Origin of the sequence: Psychroserpens sp., from assembly GCF_047633235.1 — a bacterium.
Taxonomy (GTDB): Bacteria; Bacteroidota; Bacteroidia; order Flavobacteriales; family Flavobacteriaceae; genus Psychroserpens.
Map to the genome: position 1 here is coordinate 82,475 of NZ_JBLIET010000006.1, position 21,913 is coordinate 104,387.

General features: G+C 33.4%; 14 protein-coding genes. 7 read left to right on the forward strand and 7 right to left on the reverse strand.

Annotation, left to right across the window (positions count from 1 at the left end):
• Positions 1-22 precede the first annotated feature (22 nt).
• Positions 23-487: a type II secretion system protein GspG gene (locus ACJAZK_RS03335; RefSeq protein ID WP_415222606.1), complete on the forward strand. Its 465-nt coding sequence runs from the start codon at positions 23-25 to the stop codon at positions 485-487.
• Positions 484-1,059 (forward strand): hypothetical protein, encoded by a 576-nt coding sequence (locus ACJAZK_RS03340; protein ID WP_415222607.1) that lies wholly within the window; start codon positions 484-486, stop codon positions 1,057-1,059. Before ACJAZK_RS03335 ends, ACJAZK_RS03340 begins: the two co-directional genes overlap by 4 nt.
• Positions 1,060-1,259: 200 nt before the next feature.
• On the opposite strand, the gene lysA is transcribed toward ACJAZK_RS03340, so the two are convergent.
• A complete protein-coding gene (lysA, locus tag ACJAZK_RS03345) occupies positions 1,260-2,465 on the reverse strand; it encodes a diaminopimelate decarboxylase (protein WP_415222608.1) in 1,206 nt (401 codons plus the stop codon).
• 119 nt (positions 2,466-2,584) lie between these two features.
• Between lysA and ACJAZK_RS03350 the strand changes: the two genes are divergently transcribed.
• The 3 genes from ACJAZK_RS03350 to ACJAZK_RS03360 all read left to right on the forward strand — a co-directional run bounded on the left by ACJAZK_RS03350 (position 2,585) and on the right by ACJAZK_RS03360 (position 5,362).
• Positions 2,585-3,241 carry a hypothetical protein gene (locus ACJAZK_RS03350; RefSeq protein WP_415222609.1) on the forward strand — a complete coding sequence of 219 codons (657 nt, stop codon included), beginning with the start codon at positions 2,585-2,587 and terminating at the stop codon, positions 3,239-3,241.
• A 379-nt stretch (positions 3,242-3,620) separates the two neighbouring features.
• Positions 3,621-4,811, forward strand: a complete 1,191-nt coding sequence (gene sucC / locus ACJAZK_RS03355) for an ADP-forming succinate--CoA ligase subunit beta (protein WP_415222610.1) — start codon at positions 3,621-3,623, stop codon at positions 4,809-4,811.
• 167 nt (positions 4,812-4,978) lie between these two features.
• Positions 4,979-5,362 (forward strand): hypothetical protein, encoded by a 384-nt coding sequence (locus ACJAZK_RS03360; RefSeq protein ID WP_415222611.1) that lies wholly within the window; start codon positions 4,979-4,981, stop codon positions 5,360-5,362.
• A gap of 138 nt (positions 5,363-5,500) precedes the next feature.
• Here ACJAZK_RS03360 and ACJAZK_RS03365 read toward each other — a convergent pair whose 3' ends face one another.
• On the reverse strand, positions 5,501-6,202 hold the full coding sequence (locus ACJAZK_RS03365; protein ID WP_415222612.1) for a phosphoadenylyl-sulfate reductase: 702 nt from the start codon (positions 6,200-6,202) through the stop codon (positions 5,501-5,503).
• 81 nt (positions 6,203-6,283) lie between these two features.
• Complete coding sequence (locus ACJAZK_RS03370; protein WP_037052213.1) at positions 6,284-6,526, reverse strand: DUF1456 family protein; 243 nt, start codon at positions 6,524-6,526, stop codon at positions 6,284-6,286.
• 369 nt (positions 6,527-6,895) lie between these two features.
• Here ACJAZK_RS03370 and ACJAZK_RS03375 point away from each other — a divergent pair, with 369 nt between their 5' ends.
• On the forward strand, positions 6,896-7,297 hold the full coding sequence (locus ACJAZK_RS03375; protein ID WP_415222613.1) for a TerB family tellurite resistance protein: 402 nt from the start codon (positions 6,896-6,898) through the stop codon (positions 7,295-7,297).
• A gap of 182 nt (positions 7,298-7,479) precedes the next feature.
• Here the strand turns inward: ACJAZK_RS03375 and uvrB are convergent, their stop codons facing one another.
• The 3 genes from uvrB to ACJAZK_RS03390 all read right to left on the reverse strand — a co-directional run bounded on the left by uvrB (position 7,480) and on the right by ACJAZK_RS03390 (position 17,704).
• On the reverse strand, positions 7,480-9,486 hold the full coding sequence (gene uvrB / locus ACJAZK_RS03380) for an excinuclease ABC subunit UvrB (RefSeq protein WP_415222614.1): 2,007 nt from the start codon (positions 9,484-9,486) through the stop codon (positions 7,480-7,482).
• A gap of 144 nt (positions 9,487-9,630) precedes the next feature.
• Positions 9,631-11,901, reverse strand: coding sequence for a choice-of-anchor L domain-containing protein (locus ACJAZK_RS03385; protein WP_415222615.1), 2,271 nt, complete (start codon positions 11,899-11,901; stop codon positions 9,631-9,633).
• A gap of 124 nt (positions 11,902-12,025) precedes the next feature.
• Positions 12,026-17,704, reverse strand: coding sequence for a choice-of-anchor L domain-containing protein (locus ACJAZK_RS03390; RefSeq protein ID WP_415222616.1), 5,679 nt, complete (start codon positions 17,702-17,704; stop codon positions 12,026-12,028).
• 238 nt (positions 17,705-17,942) lie between these two features.
• On the opposite strand from ACJAZK_RS03390, the gene ACJAZK_RS03395 reads away from it, so the two are divergent.
• Complete coding sequence (locus ACJAZK_RS03395; RefSeq protein ID WP_415222617.1) at positions 17,943-20,039, forward strand: prolyl oligopeptidase family serine peptidase; 2,097 nt, start codon at positions 17,943-17,945, stop codon at positions 20,037-20,039.
• Between the two features lie 27 nt (positions 20,040-20,066).
• Here ACJAZK_RS03395 and ACJAZK_RS03400 read toward each other — a convergent pair whose 3' ends face one another.
• Entirely contained in the window at positions 20,067-21,905 is a 1,839-nt protein-coding gene (locus ACJAZK_RS03400; protein WP_415222618.1) for a gliding motility-associated C-terminal domain-containing protein, read from the reverse strand.
• Positions 21,906-21,913 lie beyond the last annotated feature (8 nt).

The following is a 21,913-nucleotide window of genomic DNA, read 5'->3' on the forward strand; positions in this document are numbered from 1 at the left end:
TGAAATATTAGCCGAATTATGGTTGTGGTTTCTTGACATTAAGCACTGGTTTAAGAAACGAAAACGACGAAAACGACGAAAACGACGAAAACTCGATAAGGAGTATCATCTTCCGAAGAAAACAATGCGATATCCTTCTCAGAAGTTGTCTCTTATTTATGCTATTGTGATTTTGTTTTTTGCTTCTGCTTTTGTGATCTTTAAATCTGCCGATAGTCCTCACAATAGAACAGAAAAACAACTTTTAAAAATAGCAAGGTTATTAGAAAAAGAGAAAAAAGATATAGGAGGATATCCCATAGTATTGAAAACTATTATTAGGAATAATCCTTTATTAAAAGAGGTAACTAAAGACTACTGGAATAATGAGATTAACTATCAATTATCAGATGATCGCATGAGTTGTCCTTTGTTTTCCTTCGGAAAAGATAAAACTCCAAATACGAAAGACGACATTACAATAGGAAATAAAACACAATTTGAATGAAATATATTTGCTTAGTAATAACAATTTTAATAACAACGATGATGTCTTCACAAGATTCAAAACATAAGGAAATCCCTTATTATGAAGTTCCAGAATATGCCAATGAATTCACAGCGGGAACTATGGCTGCTCGCATGGTGGATGCCCTAGGCTTTAGATTTTATTGGTCTAGTGAAGGCTTAGTAGAAAAAGATTTAGTCTATCAGCCAAATGATGACGTGCGTTCTGCTGATGAAACTATAGATCATATTTTAGATCTATCTTATGTGATCGTAAATTCGACATTAAAAAAGACTAACGGTGACATCGATAAATCAAAAATGACTTATGAAGATAAACGTGAACAGGCTCTAATCAATTTAAAAACTGCTGCAGATATTTTAAGAGCTAGTGATGATGTTTCGCAGTATAAAATCATTTTTGGCGAGAATGAGATTCCTTTTTGGAATCAAATTAATGGTCCTATAGCAGACGCAATATGGCATTGTGGGCAGTTGGCATCTTTTAGAAGAGCTTCAGGAAACCCTATCAATCCCAATGTAAACCACTTTAAAGGAACTGTTAAACAATAAGTTATTTTCGGTTTTTAAAAAGATCTTATTTAGATATAATTTGGGAACTAATTTTATTGATCGTCAGAAATAGCTTAACTTGTTGGAGAAATATGTAGTGTTATGGTAGTCTTAAAACAGAAGATTTTCAGGGATTAAGTTTTAATTACATATCCTATTTTGATACTAAAAAACGCAAGATGTACGTCTTGCGTTTTAGATTATAAATCTATTTCAATTTGATTGTGTAAGATATCATCAAAGGTCTCTTGCTTTCTAATAAGATGCGCTTTTTTATCATACCATAATACTTCGGCAGGACGATAACGTGAATTATAATTTGAAGCCATCGAGTAGCAATAGGCTCCTGCATTTTTAAACGCCAAGATATCATCTTCGGTGATTTCATTAATTCGTCTATTATTCGCAAATGTATCTGTCTCACAGATGTAGCCTACAACAGAGTAGAACCGTTCGCGACCATTTGGGTTAGAAATATTAATAATTTCATGTTGTGACCCATAAAGCATTGGTCTAATTAAATGATTGAAACCAGAATCTACTTGAGCAAAAACCGTTGAGGTGGTTTGTTTTACCACATTCACTTTTGTTAAAAAATAACCAGCTTCGCTCACTAAGAATTTTCCAGGTTCAAAAGCTAGGGTTAATGGTTTCCCATAGTCTTTACAAAATTCATTAAAACGTATGGAGAGTTTTTCTCCTAATTCTTCAATATTAGTTTCAATATCTCCTAATTTATAAGGGACTTTAAAGCCAGATCCAAAATCGATAAATTCTAAATTCTTGAAGTTTTTAGCAGTATCAAAGAGTATTTCACTAGCATATAAAAAAACATCAATATCTAATATATCGCTTCCTGTGTGCATGTGAATTCCGTTGATATTCATTTTTGTATTCTCAACGATCCTTAATAAATGCGGAATTTGATGAATAGAAATCCCAAATTTACTGTCAATATGTCCTACGGAAATATTCGTGTTGCCACCAGCCATTACATGTGGGTTAATCCTTATACAAACCGGAGTTTCTGGATGTTTCGTTCCAAATTGCTCTAAGACTGATAAATTATCAATATTAATTTGAACGCCAAAACTTGCCGCTTTTTCTATTTCGGCTAGGGAAACACCATTTGGAGTGAAAATAATTTGCTCAGGCTTAAAACCTGCTTTTAAACCTAATTGAACTTCCTGTATAGAAACGGTATCCAACCCAGATCCCAATTGATTAAATAATTTTAAAACCGAAATATTAGACAATGCCTTCATAGCATAGTTTAGCTTTAACTGTTTTACCTTCCCAAATGCAGATGTTAAACGTTTGTACTGAAATTTTATTTTTTCAGCGTCATAAACATAAAGCGGACTTCCATAGTCTTTAGCAATTTGTAATAAGGTGTTGTGTTCCATGATTTTTAGTCTTAATATTCAAGGTGTTTAAGGAGTCAAAATAAAAGTAATCCTTACTCAAAACATAAAAAATAAAAGAAAATTACTATTTTTGCACAAAATGTTAAATAATTAACAAATTGAGAACAATAGCTTCTTGCGTGCAAGACATCATCGTATCGAGTCCTTTTTTAGAAGAAGGATTATCTAGGCAAATCATTAATTTTTCTGCCTTAGCAAAAGACTTGAATCAGCCTATTTCTGAGATGCTACGCAAACCTGTAAAAGATGGAGCGATAATGATGGCATTAAGACGCTATCAGCAACCATCTCATCTTGAAAATTCGAAGCGTTTAAGAAAGACTTTTAATCAATTAGGAGATATTACTGTACGTTCAAATTTAAGTGATTTTACATTTCAAAATTCTAAAACTTTAATAGATAGTCATTCTCAAGTTTTGAACCATATCAGCACAAATCATCAAGTTTTTTATGCGTTTACTAGAGGTATGTTTGAGAGCAATATAATTATATCAACGTCTGAAAAAGAGAGTGTTTTCAATGCGTTCAAAAATGAAACACAAATAGGATTTCAGGAAAAACTATCTGCTATTAGTCTTTATTTGCCAAGTGGTAATTCAAGGATTGCCGGTTTGTATTACCAAATTTTTAAGCGTTTAGCATGGGAGAATATTACCTTATATGAGGTCGTCTCTACGACGAATGAGTTCACAATTGTGGTCGAAGACGACTTGGTTGATAAAGCATTTTCAGTAATTAAAAGATTAAAGGAATAACCTGCTTTTGGTGAAATAAAATTCAATACTTACTGTGTTCTCTTTATTCAAATTATAAAAGTTAAGGGCTTTAAGGTGATTTAGACTTTTTGTAGGGTAGCCAAAATTATAGAACTTTTATTTTGACTTAGCCTTTTTGTAATAGCAAAGCCTTAGTTAAGTTACGAGAAAATGCCCAAATCAGAGTAAATAAGATGAATTTAAAGCAAAATAAAAAGTTTAAATCACTTCACTATAAAAACTATTGGTAAAAACCTTAAGTATGTTTATTTTTGTAGCCAAAACAATGAATATATTGACTTCGGAAATTTTAGCGAAGCCAAAACATAAATTTTAAAATATTTCCTATTTCAGGGATAACATAAATTGATTATTTATTATGAATTTACACGAATATCAAGGAAAAGAATTATTAAGCAGCTTCGGCGTACGTATTCAACGTGGTATTGTTGCACAAAATGCTGATGAAGCAGTGGCTGCGGCAAAGAAATTAACCGAAGATACAGGTACAGGTTGGCACGTGATTAAAGCACAAGTTCATGCAGGTGGACGTGGGAAAGGTGGCGGAGTTAAGCTAGCAAAAAGCCTTGATGAAGTAAAAACAATAACAGAGCAGATTATTGGGATGGACTTAGTGACACCTCAAACATCTGCCGAAGGTAAACGTGTACACCAAGTATTGGTTACAGAAGATGTTTATTATCCTGGAGATTCTGAGCCCGAAGAATATTATATGTCTGTTCTTTTAAATAGAGCAACAGGTCGTAATATGATCATGTATTCTACAGAAGGAGGTATGGATATTGAAACTGTTGCCGAGGAAACTCCTCATTTAATTTTCCATGAAGAAATAGATCCTTCAACGGGAATATTACCATTTCAAGCACGTAAAATTGCTTTTAATTTAGGATTATCTGGAGCAGCATTTAAAGACATGACAAAATTTGTTACGGCGTTATATACCGCCTATGACAAATCTGATTCGTCATTATTTGAAATTAACCCAGTGTTAAAGACAAGTGATGATAAAATTATGGCAGTAGATGCAAAAGTGTCTATAGATGACAATGCTTTGTTTAGACATAAAGATTTAGCAGATTTACGTGATTTACGTGAAGAGAATCCTATTGAAGTAGAAGCTGGAGAACATGGATTAAATTATGTAGACCTCGACGGCAATGTTGGTTGCATGGTTAATGGTGCGGGTTTAGCAATGGCTACTATGGATTTAATTAAGCAAGCAGGTGGAGAACCCGCTAATTTTTTAGATGTTGGAGGTACTGCAGATGCTGCAAGAGTAGAAATTGCATTTGAGCTTATTTTAAGAGATCCAGCAGTAAAAGCCATATTGATTAATATCTTTGGAGGTATCGTTCGTTGTGATCGCGTTGCTCAAGGTGTTATTGATGCTTATAAAAACATGGGTAACATTACTGTACCAATTATTGTTCGTTTACAAGGGACAAATGCAGACATCGCTAAAAAATTGATTGATGATTCTGGATTAGATGTCATGAGTGCTACAGAATTTCAAGAAGCAGCAGATAAAGTACAGCAAGTTTTAGCTTAAAACTATTATCATTCCTAGTGTCGCACTGAGCATAGTTAAAGTGCGAAAGCTAAGCATCTTATAATATTGACCTGTTACGTTTTTAACGTAACAGGTTTTTTTTACGGAACCTTTTTTATCTTTCTGTATCTATAGTAAAATAATCAAGTCATGATAAATAGTAGCGTATGGATTGTCATGTATTCTCTTTATTGGCGTGCTCAGATGATGACAAGACAAAACGTATAGAAATCGAATTATTAGGAACTTGGAAACTCTCAGAAGTTTACTCAGATCCAGGTGATGGAAGTGGAGATTTTACAAGTATCGATAGCGAAAAAACACTTACTTTTTTATCTAGCGGAACAATAAATTCAAATGCTGATTTATGCTTTATGTTTTCAGAAATCGGTGATTCGTCAACAGGGACTTTCTTTGAAACTGATATGATAATTTCAGTTTCTGGTTGTGATATGATACCACCAACACTGTTTTTTGAAATTACAGGCTCAAACTTCGTTTTGTCTTATGCATGTATTGAGGCTTGCCAAGAAAAGTATGAGAAACTTTAAAATAGAAGCAGTTCCTAATGAAGTGTTTTTTTTATTAAGTCTCCTAAACTAGTTTTAAATAAGAATTCTAGTCGTTTATTTTCTGTTTAACTAGTTTGTAGATGTGACCAAATGGTTCTTTTTTAGATTCGTTTTTAATTATAAATGTAATCCACACTCCGTCTTAGGATTATTATTCCAACGACCATTACGATCATCACCAGGAACTGTACAATGCTTACAACCAATAGAATTATATCCCTTTGCAACTAAAGGATGAAAGGGTAAATCATGTGCTGCTATGTAAGCGTCACGTTGTTGTTTTGAAATATCCAGCAAAGGATAAAACTTTAAAATATCACCACGTAATTCAAAAACATCAAGTGTAGAACGATGATCACTTTGCCATTCCATTAAACCAGAAACCCATACTTTGTATTGGTTTTTAATTATGTCTAAAGGTTTTACTTTGTTTATAGAGCAACAAAAATCTGGATGCTTTGTCCAGGTTTCGTCTTTGGTTGTAAATTCGTGCTCTTCTTTTAAAGCACTAATAGACGCTACTTTTAATCCGTAACGTTGTGTCAGTTCTTCTTTGTATTTCAGTGTCTCTTCAAAATGATAGCCCGTATCAATAAAAAAGACAGTTTGATTTTTATTTACTTCGGAAAACAGCTTCAATAAGAAAGCAGATGTTGCTGCAAAAGAACTGGTGAGCATCACTTCAGAAACCTCAAAATCTTTATATAATTGTATTATACGATCCGTCGCAGATAACCGTTTGTACGTTTTGTTAAGTGCTTTAATTTCTGCTTCTGAAATATTAGGAATGACTTTTTTTACTGAGGTTGTTTCGAACATAGGGATTCAATATAATATGGGAAGTTACGATACATTTCCGAAGACTATGTAGTGGTGTAAAATTTTTATGCTTTTGATGACTTAAGGCTTCTTTTTTTGAGGTTTTGGCATTGGACCGCGTAAATGAATGATCAATGCATTAAGAAAATTTCTTAGTACTTGATCACCACACTCCATATAATTAGGATGGTCTTCACGCCTAAACATAGCATTAAGCTCACTTTTAGTAATTCTAAAATCAACGAGTTCTAATATTTTTACAATATCATCATCACGAAGTTTATGTGCGACTCTTAATTTTTTGAATATATCGTTGTTTGTCATCTCAATTTTGATTTATATGCCCTTTAAAAAGGTCTCTATTGTGTTGTTGATGTGAAATTTAAAGCTCTTTATATTTTCTTTTTAGAGCCTCTGTGGATCATAATTTGTAATTAAAACGAAAGTACATAAATTTTAATAATTACTAACGGTGCAGTTCATCGATAATTAATTTTGAAAGTTTAAAAATCGACGAACGGTAGAATGTTTTTATAATGCTGTAAATCAGTTGTTTAAGCTGTAATTTAGTAGAAATGTAAGAAAAACACGACGAATGGCGTGCTTTTTTTCGACAAGCGACTATTTATACATGATTATAATCGAAACAAACAAAGTAAATTTATAAAAGAAAATAAGAAGAATCCCTCGAATATGATAAATCGCGTTGAAAAATTAAGCCTGCTGTCTGAAATGATAGCCTTTGCAAAAGCTGACGATCCTATAAAATCCTTTGAATATAAATTTTTGTTTAGTATTGCCAAACAATTAGAAATCTCAAAAGATGACTTTGACTATTTATGTCAGCACCCAGTAACAAACGTAAATTTAAAATCGCACAGTGAGCGTATTGTGCAGTTTCATAGATTAGTGTTACTTACAAATCTTGATAGTGATATCTCAAGAAAAAAATTAGTTAAACTACATAATTTCGGATTACGAATGGGTTTAAGTCATGACTCTATTAATCGTGTTTTAGATTTAATGGAAAGTTTTCCTAACAGAATGGTTCCGCCAGATTTCTTGATTGATATATTTAAAGTTCAGTATAATTAGTTTTCCAGATTGTATCTCATAGAGTCTCAAAGAATCTTAAGAACTGCAATAAAATGCTCTATAATTTTAATTATAGAGCATTTTATGTCTTATAAAGAGAGGAAGTTATTCAATTTGTCAATTTAAGGAGTATACATTATAATGGCAGCAACCAAATTCACGTCGTGTGTTTGTCAAAAAGGCTAACTAACCTTCAACTTCTCCAGTTTATCTTGATAGCCTTTTAGTTCATCTCTCAATTTTGCAGCAATAATAAAATCTAAGGCTTTAGCCGCTTGCTCCATTAGTTTACGTTTTTCACGAATTTTTTTTTCCAATTCACCCTTAGTTAAGTATTCACTTTCAGGTTCAGCAGCTCTAGCAGCTTCCAGTTCGTAACTGTAAGTACTCACAGAGTTTTTGGATAATGCACTAGCTAGACTTTTCTTCAAGGCAGTTGGAACGAGATTATGCTTTGTATTATAGGCGATTTGTTTCCCACGTCTGTATTCGGTTTCATCCATTGTTTTTTGCATACTATTGGTGATTTTATCTGCATACATAATGGCTTTACCATTAAGGTTTCTAGCGGCTCTACCTACAGTTTGAGTAAGTGAGCGATTAGAGCGTAAAAACCCTTCTTTATCGGCATCTAAAATAGCAACCAAGGATACTTCAGGGAGATCTAAACCTTCACGTAGTAAATTAACACCAACAAGAACATCAAACACGCCTTTTCTCAAATCTTGCATAATTTCTACACGCTCTAAAGTATCTACATCACTATGAATATAACGACATCTAATTTGAACACGGTCTAGGTATTTGGCTAATTCCTCAGCCATACGTTTAGTCAACGTAGTCACTAAGGTACGCTCATCTTTTTCTATGCGTTGGTGTATTTCTTCAACTAAATCATCTATTTGATTTAAACTTGGACGAACTTCAATAATTGGATCTAATAATCCCGTAGGTCTAATCACTTGCTCTACAAAGACACCATCTGTTTTTTGTAATTCGTAATCAGCAGGCGTTGCACTTACATAAATGACTTGGTTTTGTAACGCTTCAAATTCCTCAAATTTTAGAGGCCTGTTGTCCATGGCTGCGGGCAATCTAAATCCGTAATCTACCAAATTCACTTTTCTGCTTCTATCACCTCCATACATGGCGTGTACTTGAGAAAGGGTGACGTGACTTTCGTCAACAACCATCAAAAAATCTTCTGGAAAATAGTCTAATAAACAGAATGGCCTCGTACCTGGTTGTCTACCGTCGAGATAACGAGAGTAGTTCTCAATCCCAGAGCAATATCCTAATTCACGAATCATTTCTAGATCAAATTCTGTACGTTCTTTTAAGCGTTTGGCTTCTAAGTGTTTACCTATTTCTTTAAAATAGTCGTGTTGTTCTACTAAGTCATCTTGAATTCCGCGAATGGCACCTTGCAAAATATCAGGTGACGTGACAAACATATTTGCAGGATAGATGGTGAGTCGATCATAATGTTCAATAACCTCATTGGTTTGAATATTAAACTGCTCAATATCCTCAATCTCATCTCCAAAAAAGTGAATGCGAAACGCGTCGTCTGCATAACTGGGAAAAATATCAACGGTGTCTCCTTTTATTCTGAAATTTCCATGCTTGAAGTCTGCTTCTGTTCTAGAATATAAGCTTTGTACGAGTTTATGTAGTAAATCTGTTCTCGAAATTTCTTGATTCGTTTCCAACGAAATCACATTCTTTTGAAATTCTACAGGGTTTCCAATACCATATAAACACGATACCGAAGCCACGACGATTACATCACGACGACCAGAGAGTAGTGAAGAGGTTGTACTTAAACGCATCTTCTCAATTTCTTCGTTAATAGATAAATCTTTTTCTATATACACACCAGAAGTAGGGATGTAAGCTTCAGGTTGATAATAATCATAATAAGACACAAAATACTCGACAGCATTTTCTGGAAAGAACTGTTTAAACTCAGAATATAATTGAGCAGCCAATGTTTTATTATGTGCCAAAACTAAAGTAGGGCGCTGTACTTCTTCGATAACATTCGCTACTGTAAATGTTTTACCAGAACCTGTCACACCAAGTAAGGTTTGAAACTTTTCTTTGGAGTTTATACCATTAACTAATTGTTTGATGGCTTCTGGTTGATCTCCTGTAGGTTTGAATTCTGATTGTACTTTAAATTTCATATAGTTATTCATTCTGCTTCTCTATGCAGAATTTAAAAATGTTTATGTCGATTCCTTATCGTTCCTAGACTACGTTAAGTGCTTTTAAGGAATGACTTTTTTAATAAATAATACTGTTAAAAAAGGATATGTAAAGTTAGTTAATTATCGTCTCAACGCAAAGTGACCCGTAAATGTTCTTCCATCTAAAAGTGTTACGACAAACCAGTAATCATCACTTGGTAGAGGTTGCCCATTTAAAGTGCCATTCCATCCAGCACTTTCGTTGGTGAACTGCGTAAGCAATTTTCCGTAGCGATTAAAAATGGTAATAGCGGTACCTTGATTAAAGTCTGCATTCACGCCCTTGACTTGCCATCTCTCATTATAAGTATCACCATTAGGCGTAAAATACTTAGGGAATCCTAATACAGAAATCACTTGTTCTGTCATTCCGCAACTATTAGTATCGCGAACAAAAATGGTATGAAAACCAGCAGTGACACTGGTAAACGTGTTTTCAGTTTGAAAAGCACCATCTGGATCATCTAAGGCATATTCAAAATCACCATCACCAGAAGCGATAATAGTAACTGTGCTATTTTGTGTGCCTTCCGTTATAATCACATCTTCAATCATTGGATTACTAGAGGGTAAAACGGTTAACGTTCTACTAGACGAACACCCATTTGGATCTGTTACGATGACGGTGTAATTCCCAACTTCGTTGATGTCATTGAAAGTCGTGTTTACTTCTGTAGTCGTATCGTTAAATAACCATTCGTAATAATAGTTGTTAGGCGCATCATTAAGAACACCTCCAATTAAAGTAATGGTTTCTGGAAAACTGTTTAAGCAGTATATAAAGGATTCATCTTCTAATAAAACAGGTGTATATAAAACAATTAATTCTACAGTAGAAATAGAGTTACATTGATTGTTGCTTTCTATTTTTACAAATAGAGTTTGTGTGTTTGGTATTGTATTCTGAAATGTGCCAGAGATGTTATTGATTTCTGTAGAAAGATCCATTTCGCTAGCATAAAAAGTAACTGTGGCATCTGCCGGAAGTTGATCTGCAATAGCGCTCGTAATATCATTTAAATTGAAATCTGCGAAACCATCTACAATAGCACCATCACAAGCTTCTAGAGCTGGAATAAAATTAGTGTTGTTGGTGACCTGAAGTTCTACTTCTGCAATACTATAACAATTAGCTTGATTTTCAACACGTGCATAAACCGTTTGAAACGTATTCGAATTTTCAAAATTATTAGCGCCAACAATCGCATTGATGTCTTGTTCTGCGTCACCTACCGTTAAGAAAAAATCTGAAATAAAAATTGAAGAATCATTATTAGTGACCTCATCATTGCTATCAAATAGGTTATAAAATGCTAATCCGTTTAGGTTTAGAGCACATTCAACTAAAATCGAATCGAAAACTATAGGATTCTCTGCATACTCGATAGTAACTTCACCAAATAAAACACAGGTGTCTTTTGTGAGTTCTACAGAATATATTCCAGTTTCAGAAACCTCTAAGTTGTCATTAATTTCACCAATAAGTTCAACACCATCTTTAAACCATTTGAAGGTATTATTTGTTCCTGGTTCATTTGTTTGAATAGTGAAGGTGACATCACCGCAAATAGCATTTCCACTTTCTATTAATAAATTTGGACCTAAATCTGTTGAGAGTCTAAAGCTTCCAGCTTCTAAAAATACTGCAGAGTCATATCTAAAATTCTGCTCGTCTGCAATTACTAATTTTACATGGTAGGTTTCATTAGGCATCGTTTGAGCGGTAGCAGTTAATATTTTTGTTTGTCCGTTAAAATTTATTGGAGCGTCAGAAGGGTTAAAGCTTTCAAAGTAAGCTTCATTTTCTGCAGGACAACCACCAGGGATCTCAGGATGCACGGTGGTTACTTTTACAGGTGTATTAGTGCCTGGAACTAAGGCTATATTCGTATACTGAGTGCTGGTAATAGGACGAATTAAAAAGCCAAATAAATCTGAGAAATTGCAGGTATTTGGGTTGCCTTCTTGATATTCTTCAGAAGCAAAAATATAGCGAAAACTAATTTCTGTTGCGACAGATGTGAAATCAAACTCCAAAATGGTTGCGTTGGTTGTATTGGTTTCGTTTAGGATAGTTTCTAACTCAGTATCGCCGGTCCAATTTGGTGCATCGTCGTCACTAAGTGTTGTATTAGGTCCTGGTACATTTGATAATCGCCCAGTACTCATAACGATACCAGTATCAAACGGGAACGTTGTTCCTGTAGCGTCAAAATAACCATAGCTTTGATCTGATGAAGAAAAATTACCGCCTACGACATTGGTAACAGTCACATTATCAATACAGTTACTATCAATTAGAATGTTTTCAATTAACTCTTGTGCTGTAAAAGATTGACTGTCTACTATCATATTTTGACCAAAAGTCAATATAGTAGATAGAAAGCATAAGATTTTAATGGTTGTATTCATTTACAATTTTCCAATTGTAAAGATAGGTATAGATTGAAATGTTATGCTTTAAAAAATGTTAAGATTATAAACGTAAAGAGAAATGACCTTTCACTTGGAAAGCAATATTGCCTTTTTTAACGTCTGCAACAAACCAGTAATCTGAAGCAGGCATTAGATTTCCGTTATATAAGCCGTCCCAACCTCTAGAATTAGAATCTAATGTAGTCAATAATTTACCATAACGATTATAGATATAGATTATGGTCCCAGTTAAGGTTTCTACGCCTGTAATATGCCATGTATCAAAGTATGAATCGTTATTTGGTGTAAAAAATTTAGGTGCATCAATAACAACAATTTCTTTGGTGACTTCTGCACAACCGTTTAAATCTATAATTCTCAACGTATGATACCCTAAGCTTACATTTTCAAAAATATTAGATTCTTGAGGTGGATCATTATCTAATTGATATAGATAGCTTCCAATTCCACTAACCGTAACTGTAATATTGTTTGGGTCTGAGAAATCAATAGTTTCTGTTATTTCAATTGTTGCAGCTTCAGACTCTGTAACTGTAAAAACTTCTGTTGTTTCGCAACCGTTTGGTGTGGTTACCGTCACAGAGTAGGTACCTATTTCTGTTATTTCAATTTCTGATGTTGCCTCATTAGTTGACCATTGGTACGAATCTCCAGTATTATTTGTATTCGCACTTACCATAAGTGGTAGGTTTTCTAAGCAAATGACTTGATCACCAACCTCTACCAAAGGTTTTTGAAATACAACTGTCATAAAGGAGGTTATACTAAAACAACCAGTCGTATTATTTTCTACTCTTGTATGAATAGTTTCACCAGTTAAAGCCTCGTATGTAACTCCTAAATCATCTGTTCCTTCTTCTGCTAAAATAGCATCCAGATAAAATGTTAATGTGAAGTTATTTGGGTTTTGACTACCTAAAATTTGAGCGTTTTGTTGTGCTAAATTAAATTCAAAGAAACCATCAAAATCATCATCACAAGCTTCTATATCATTAGGTTGGTTTGCAATTGGTGATGGGTTGATTTGTAATGTGAATTGATGAATGACGAAGCAATGTGTGGTAGAAAACTCAACTCTAGCAAAAAGCGTGTCATTATTACTAAGATATGTGTAATCTGTGTTTAAAATATTTTCTTGATTTCGAGCATCATTTTCAGAAGAAAAATAACTAACTAATACATTTGCTGTTTGCTCGAGTAACGTAGTATTAATGTTGGTTAAATCAGTAGTATTAGAATTGTTTTCACAAGCTTGGTAAACCTCAAAGGCATTAATAGCAGGTGGCAAATTGACATCTAAATCGAAACTTACAGAGGTAGTACAATCTGCTGCTTGGTTATAAACTTTTATAAATACTGTTTGTGGGTTAGAAGTGTTTGTATAATCACTTGGATTTGAAATAGCATTACTATTTGCATCCAATTCGTCTTGTGTTTCAAAATAGGTAATAATAATATCTGGATTTATTGTGGTAAATAAATCGACTTCAGATTGTGTCAAATCAAAACTTGTAAATCCATCAAAGTTTGCATCACACATTTGTAATGCATTAGGTTGGTTAGGATACCTATTAACAATCAAATCAAATTGAGTTATACTGTAACATCCTGTAATATTATTTTCTACTCTAGCAAAAATTGTTTGTCCAGCTTGTCCAGTAAAACTATTTGGTAATGCATTGGAGGCGTTATTGGCTTCGGTTGTATTTAAATAATAGCTCACTGTAAAGTTAGAGGCGTTTTGAGCACCTAGAATTTCATTATTTTGTGAGTATAAATTAAACCCTTCTACATTGTCATTTAACTGATCATCACAGGCTTGCAAGTCTGCAGGGTGATTAGCTACTGGTAAAGGATTAATCATTAAATTAAAATTATAAATAGCAAAACAAGACGTAGAAATAAAGGATACACGAATAAATATAGAATCACTTGTTGTTACGTACGTGTAATTAGCATCTAAAGCATTTGTCATGGCTTGAGCATCTGCTAAATTACTGTAATAGCTAAAATTCTTATCTGTTGAATCATCTACTAATTCAGGTTGGATAGTATTTAAATTAAAACTATTGGAATCGTTATCACAAATTTCAAAGGTTTGAAAATCATTAATTACTGGTGGTAAATTAACAATAAGTTCCAAAGGAACCACGGCAAAGCAATTTGAAATTGTATTGGTAATTTTTATGAATACCGTTTGTGGGTTTGCAGTATTGCTATAGGTACTTGGATTTTGAATAGGGTTCGTATCGGCAGCCAAATTGGCCATAGTTTCAAAATAAGTTACTGTAATATTATCGTGTCTCACATCTAGAATTTCAAACTCAGATTGTGTAAGATTGAATACTACAATACCGTCGTAGTTATCATCACACATCACAATAGGCTGGGCAAGATTTACTTCGGGCACTTGTATCACATTGAGTTCAAAACTTGTTATGGAATTACAAATGGTCCCATTGTCTACAACGACAAAAATACGTTGTGGATTAAGCGTATTAGCATATTGAAGTGGAAGCGCATTTGTTAAATTTTCTGCATTTGCTAATGTAGCGTAGAATGTCACGTCTAAATCTTCACTTATGCCTTCTGAAATTTCTTCTACCTTAACATTAAGATCAAATAATTCACTACCATCATTTAAAATATCATCACAAACAAACCAGTTTGTAGGTTCATTGATAACGGGATTAGTTCCAACTTCTATCGTGAGAGATGAAGTACCATAGCAGTCTGAATCTGAAGTGTTTTCTACACGAACAAAAATTGTTTGTGGATTTGAAGTGTTTTGAAAAGCTGTATTTTTATCGATTGCATTTGTATGAGTATCTGCATCTGTTTGATTTAAAAAGTAAAATACGTCTTTACCAGTTTGACCATTTAAAATTTCAATATCTTTAGTGGAAAATACAAAATCACCAATGTCATCACTCGAATCTTCACAGATTTTGTAGTTAGAGATCGGTATAAAATTTGGAAGTGTATTTACAATAACTTCAAAACTTTCATTTGAGTAACATCCTGTAATTGTATTTTCAATTCTTATAAAAACTGTTTCGGTTACTGCTGGATAAGATGAGGTTGTCGCAATTGGATTGGATGCTGTTTGTGCGTCAGATATAGTATTATGGAATGTGATACTCCTATTGGTTGTATCATTAACAATTTCTGAAACTTTGATGTCTAAGTCTATATTAGAAACCCCGTCTTGGTTATCATCGCAAATGATAATACTTGATGGCTCATTAGATAACGGAGCAGGCAACACTTCAATGTCAAAGCTATTAATATCTGAGCAACCTGTTTCTCCAAAAGTAATTCTCGCATAAAATGTTTCTGGATTAGAGATGTTCGTATAGAATGTAGGTAATGCGTTTGTATTTGCCTCTGCGTCAGCTTCCGAAGAAAAATAAGTAACCGTAAAATCTGTCAGATCATTAGTGATTAAACTATCAAACTGACTTAAATTTATACTCGTAAAACCGTCTTGATCTGTATCACAATCGTTCTGAGGACCAATAGGATCAAAAACTTGAATGGGATCGATATAAAGTTCAATTTGCGATACTTCTTGACAAGTAGGACTTGTTAATGTAATGTATAAAATTTGTGGGTTTGATGTGGGTTCAAAAGAAACCGATGTATCAATTGGATTGGTTTGATTGTCTCTATCGTCTTCCGTTAAATAAAAATCGATATCAATATCGTAATCCATAATACCTTCTAAATTATCAAGAATATCTTCAGTGATATCAAGGAGATAAAATTCTTCTTGACCATCATTGTCCTCATCGCAGGCACGGAAATCTTTAATATCTGTAGCTGTTAGTAATAAATTAGTGTGTATTTCAATAGGTGTTATAGAAGCACAGCCCGTAGTCGCATTTTCAACCCGTATGTAAAGGAGTTGTTCATTAATAATTATATTGGTATAATTAGTGTCATCTGCAATAGGGTTAACTCCTAAATCAGCATCTTCTTGTGTGTCATGAAACGTAACATTTACGCCAGTTAAACCTTCTAGAACATCATCAATAATCGATGTTAAATCAAAAATAGCAAAACCGTCTAGATCTGCGTCACAAGCATCAATATAGTGTTCGTCTGTATTAATAACGGGATTATTAAGTACTTCAATATTTAATGTTGTCGTTATAGAGCAACCGGTAATGCTATTAGTAACATTTACAAAAAGTGTTTCATTGGGATTTGTATTTACATAGGGTAATGGGATCGCATTCATTCCATCGTCTGCATCGTTTTGCGTAAAGTGATACGTAACTACTAAGTCTAAATTTCCGTTTGTAATTTCATCATCTTTTTGAGATAAATCAATAGTTGTAAATCCGTCTGCTGTGATATCATCACATTCAATTAAAATAGTTGGTGCCGTAATAACTGGTAATGGATTGACGACTAAATCAAAGTTTTGAAACGCTAAACAACCATTTATAATGTCTTCAATTCTAACAAATATTGTTTGTGGGTTTGATGTATTCTGAAATGAGCCAGACACAGCACTCGTTCCAGTTTGAGCATCTATTGCTGATAAATGATAAGACATATTATAACTAGAAGCGGGGACTGACGCTAATACATCTGCATCTTTGGTAGATAAATCGAACATTTCAATACCATCTCCACTTGCGTCATCACATAATTCATAATTTGAAATAGGTAGAGCCGCTTGCGTAGAACTTAAGGTGACTATAATCTCATCTTCTATAAGACAATTAGAACCTGCTAACGGAATTTGTATTTCAACGCGATAAGTACCAGATTGTGCTGTATTAATAGTAGCTTGTGTTTCTGCAGTAATTAAAGTATTGTTTAGAAACCATGAGTAGGTTGCTAAAGGATTTTCAATATTACCATCAAGTGTAACTGTATCTGCACAGGTTTGAATATCGGTGCCTAAATCAACACTAGCATTAAAGCTATTACCTTCAATGAATACTGTAGAATCATAATTTTTATCTGTTTGATCTGCGATAACTAATTTAATATGGTAGGTTACATTAGGCGTAATACTAGCTGTGGCTGTCATTACACTAGTACGACCGTTATAATTGGTGTCGCCAATATTATAACCTTCAAAAAAATCCTCGTTTGAAGCACTACAAAATCCTACAATTTCGTCATGAATGGTACTTGTGTTAACAGGAGTAGTTGTACCTGGAATTATAGCAATATTTATATAAGGATCGCTAGTGCCAGCCTCTTTAATTAGAAATGCAAAACCATCAGAGTAGTTACAAGGGAAATCTCCAAAGTACTCTTCAGAAGCTAGTATGTAATTAAATTGTATTTGGTTAGATACAGAAGCAAAATCAAATTCTATTGATGTTGCATTAAGAGTTCCCGTAATACCTAAAGCAGTTTCAAGATCTGGATCGGTAGCCCAATCTGGTTGTCCTTCATTTAGTACAGCCGTATTTTGAGTGTTTCCTCCAGAAGTTGCATTTCCTGTGGACAGCATGATTCCGTTCTCAAAAGGAAAGTTGGAACCAGCACGTTCAAAATATGCAAAACTTTGAAACCCGTTGACTTGGCCGTTAACTAATGATTGAATATTGGACGTTTCAACACATCCTAGAGAAAGACTGTTTTCTACAAGTTGTTGCTCTGTAAATGAATTATCGACACTAATCTGTTGAGAACTTACTACGTAACATAATAAGCACAAGATAGTACTGAGGGATCTTTTTAAAAATATCATCTGTAAGCGGTTAAATTATAGCATTATCGCTATTATAATTTGGGGTGTTATACAACATTTCTATTCGAGTGTGAAAATAGCATTATTTAAGACGAAATACTAATTAACACGGTGAAATGCATTAAACTTTAACATTTATGTAATTTTTAGAAGATTTAGAATACAATTTAGAAACAATTAGTTAATTGCTTATTATTTTTTTGATATTTGTTTTTCGAATTTTTATTCCAAACTACTGATGAGACATTCCTTATTATTTTTGATTTTTTTATTGCCACAATTTGTGATTTCTCAGATAGAATATCCAGAATCACCGAAACAACCAGTTATTAATACATATCATAATCTTGAGGTCATTGATGATTATCAATGGTTAGAATCACAAGAAACTGATGAGGTGAAAGATTGGATAAAGGCGCAAAATAAGTTGTCACTAAGATTTTTGAGAAAAATATCTAGACAAGCAGAGATTGAACCTCAAATGAATAAATTAATGTTTAAGAGAACAGGAGGGTATTCTGGTCAAAATTTCGACGAATCTTCTAAGGATCGAATTTATTTTTCGACATGCTATACAAGTACAGGCTCAACAAGATCGCTATGTTATAAATATGGCTTAGATGATGATTATGATGTTTTGGTGAAATCCTCTTCTATACCTTCCAAAGGCGACATAGATATTTCGTATTATAAGCCTTCTAGGACCAATGGTCATGTGGCATTTCAATACAATCGCAATGGTAGTGACTGGAAAGAGATTAGAATTGTCAAAGTAAAAAAAAGACGTTCTTATTCTGAAATTATAAAACACACAAAATCATCTAATTTACATTGGTTAAGAAATGGTTTTTTTTATGAGAAATTCCCATTTGATTCGTTGAGAGCGAAGACACAAAAACCAGCAATAATGTATCATAAGATTGATTCAAACCCTTCTGATGATGTTCTCATTTTTAAATCAAGGAGAGAGAGCGATTATATTAGTATGTATGGAGCTCCAGACGAGTCCTTCTTCATTATTAAAAAGGAAAATATCGAGACTCATATTTTTAGTTATTTCTACCTTGATGCTATTGATAATGATTTGAATTTCAAACCCTTTTTAATGAATATTAAGTATGATTTAGAAGGGTTTAATTTTAAAGGGAATCAAATTTATGCAACGACATATCTTGGCGATAAAAAGCAAGTTATTTCCATACCTAAAAATGAACCGACTAAGTTTAAAGTGATCTCTGCAGTCTACGATGACGCCATTTTTTTAGAGTTTAGAGTTCTCGAGGATAATATCTTGTCGTTGTACCTAACTAAAGAGGGTAATCTTTTTTCATTGGTAGATCGTGATGGGCGCGTTATAAAAGAAACAAAAACACCAAATGGTTTATCTGTTGATGGGATGAGTTATAATACCACCTTTAAAGAGTTCTTCTTTTATTTACAATCTTTTACCATCCCAAGTGTATTATATAAACTAGATTTAGATACTTTTAATTACGACCTTGTTAATCAAACTAAAGTCGGCTTTGATCCTAAAGGATATAAGTTTATGAAAAAAACTTTTACGTCTAAAGATGGAGCAGAGGTTCCCATCACTATTGTGTATAAGGATAGTCTCTCCCAAAATTCTGTAACACCCTTTTTAATGAGTACCTATGGTGGATATGGCAGTGTGAGTTCATCATCATATGATCCAGGTATTGTATATTTTATTGAAAATGGCGGTGCTTTTGCATATGTTGATATTAGAGGAAGTGGAACGCTCGGTAAGCAATGGTGGGAAAAGGGTAAAGGGCTAAACAAACAAAACGGAATTCAAGATTTTATATCAGCAGCAGAGTTTTTAATACAACAGAAATATACAGCAGCAAAAAAGATAGCCATTCGTGGTAGCTCTCATGGAGGACTCATAATTGCTGCCTCTGCCGTAAAGCGACCAGATCTTTTTGGAGCAGTAGAAGTTAATGTTGGAGCTTTAGACATGCTCAGACTTTCAAATTTTACCGTTGGAGCTAGTCTCACAAATATTTTAGAATTCGGAGATGTCGAAAATCAACAAGATTTTGATAATCTCTATTCATATTCTCCCTATCATAATATTGACAACAACGTGAATTATCCATCAATGTTAATTACTACTGGACTTTATGACAATCGAGTACCTCCTCTACATTCATTTAAGTTCGCTGCTAGACTTCAAAATAATCCATCTCAAGAACATCCTATTTTATTATGGACACAAAAAAGAACAGGACATTTTGGAGCAATAAATATGTATGATAAATTAGAAGAAAACTGCTACATATATGGTTTCTTATTTGGCGAGGTCAATAAATAGTAAAGAATACGGTAATACTTTAAACTCCTAATAATTTACATAAACCCAACCCATTTGAGGTCTAAAGTTAGTCTCATTAGGATTAAGAATATAGAAATATGTCCCAACAGGAACTATCTTACCATCATTATTTAATCCTCTATTGACGCGTCCATACCATTTATTATCATTATTACCTTCAAAAATTAAAGTTCCGTAGCGATTAAAAATTTTAAGTTCATGATGTTCAAAAATATCATAAAGTCCTTGAATATTAAACCAGTCGTTGGAGCCATCATCGTTAGGTGAAAAACCCTGAGGAACAAAAGGCGGACAATTGTCTACAGAAACTTGAAACTCATAAATATCATAACAAGGTGAGTTATCAACTTTTACAAATAGGGTTTGTGGGTTGTTAACGTTAGAATAACTTTCTGGGTTAATAATTTCGTTTGTATTTGCTTGCAAATCTTCAAATGATTCATAAAATATAATATCAGTTAATGAGCTTTCTGAAATCAAAAAAATGTCAATTAAATTAAAAGTAGCGCTATTAAAACCTTCATTACAACCAATTTGGTTGGGTAAAATTTGTACAGGAGGTAGGACTAACAATTCTAAAATAACATCATCAATATTATTTGTTTCTGTGATTTCAGCAACAATACCATTTCCTGATCCATCGTCATCTACAGCTAATGTTAATAAGATAATGTCACCTATTTCATCTGGTAGTGTTAATGAAATGGTACCACTTTCGGAACCACCGATAGCAATGTCATTTTGAGTTTGTGATTGCCCAATGATTGTGCCTTCAGCATAAAAGGCAATTGGTGTGTTTGCAGGTAATAGTTCTGTGCTGTTCACGTTAAATACAATGTAATCCGCCAAAATAGTTCTATCACCACAATCAACATTGTAATCCTCTAAAACAATTGTGGCATCTGGTAGCTGACTATTTAAAACCGTGATTATATTATTAATAATAATCAAGTCAGCTCTAAATTGACCGTTGTCATCAAAATCACCAGTAGTTAATTTAATAGAGGCACTAGTATCTCCAATAGCGATATTATCCTGAATATCATAAACATCTAAATCACAATTATAGAAAGTGTTAGAGTTCGTAAACGTATTAGTACCATTAAAAGCGTTATCACTTAAATTTAAAGGAGGATTGGCAATAATATTATTATTTATAGATAGACTTTCTCCAAAATTCAAACTGTTGTCACCTTCCCAGGCCAGGAATCCGATTTTAGCTCCAACATTGTCAATAACATTGAGATTATCAATATTGATAATTTTTTCCTGATTATTTCTATTGATGATTTCTAAACCTTGATATAAGTTCACCTGGTTTAATGGTAGCGAAGCATTTTCATATACGATATAAATACTCCAACCTGCAAAATTTGTACGATTGCTGCAGTAACGGTCATTGGTTGTTAGGGCTTCTGTGATGTCAAGATTAGATAATTCGTAGGTTGTATTTCCTTCGGAAATTATAAAACTCGTAATGTCAGCGTAACAAGAAAAATAAGTTAATGTTCCACCTACTTCTACATAGTCAACAGTATAAGTGTCATCGGCATCAACTGAAAATCCGTTAAGCATTACATTAGTATCACCAGTCCCAGAACCAGCCCAATATAAATAGGCAGCTGTAATTACTGTCGAGTCTGATAACTCTAAATCAGCACTCGAAGATTCTAATGGAAAGCAAAAACTATCATCTAAATTATTCTCAAAAGGATTCAGTGTATTGCCAATAGCAGTGTAATCATAACGACCATTAAACTGCTCGAATAATTCAATGTCTTGCGCATAAGAGGGTATTGTAAAAACAAATAGGAATACGATTTGTATAAATTTGATAAACCTCATTGAAAGTA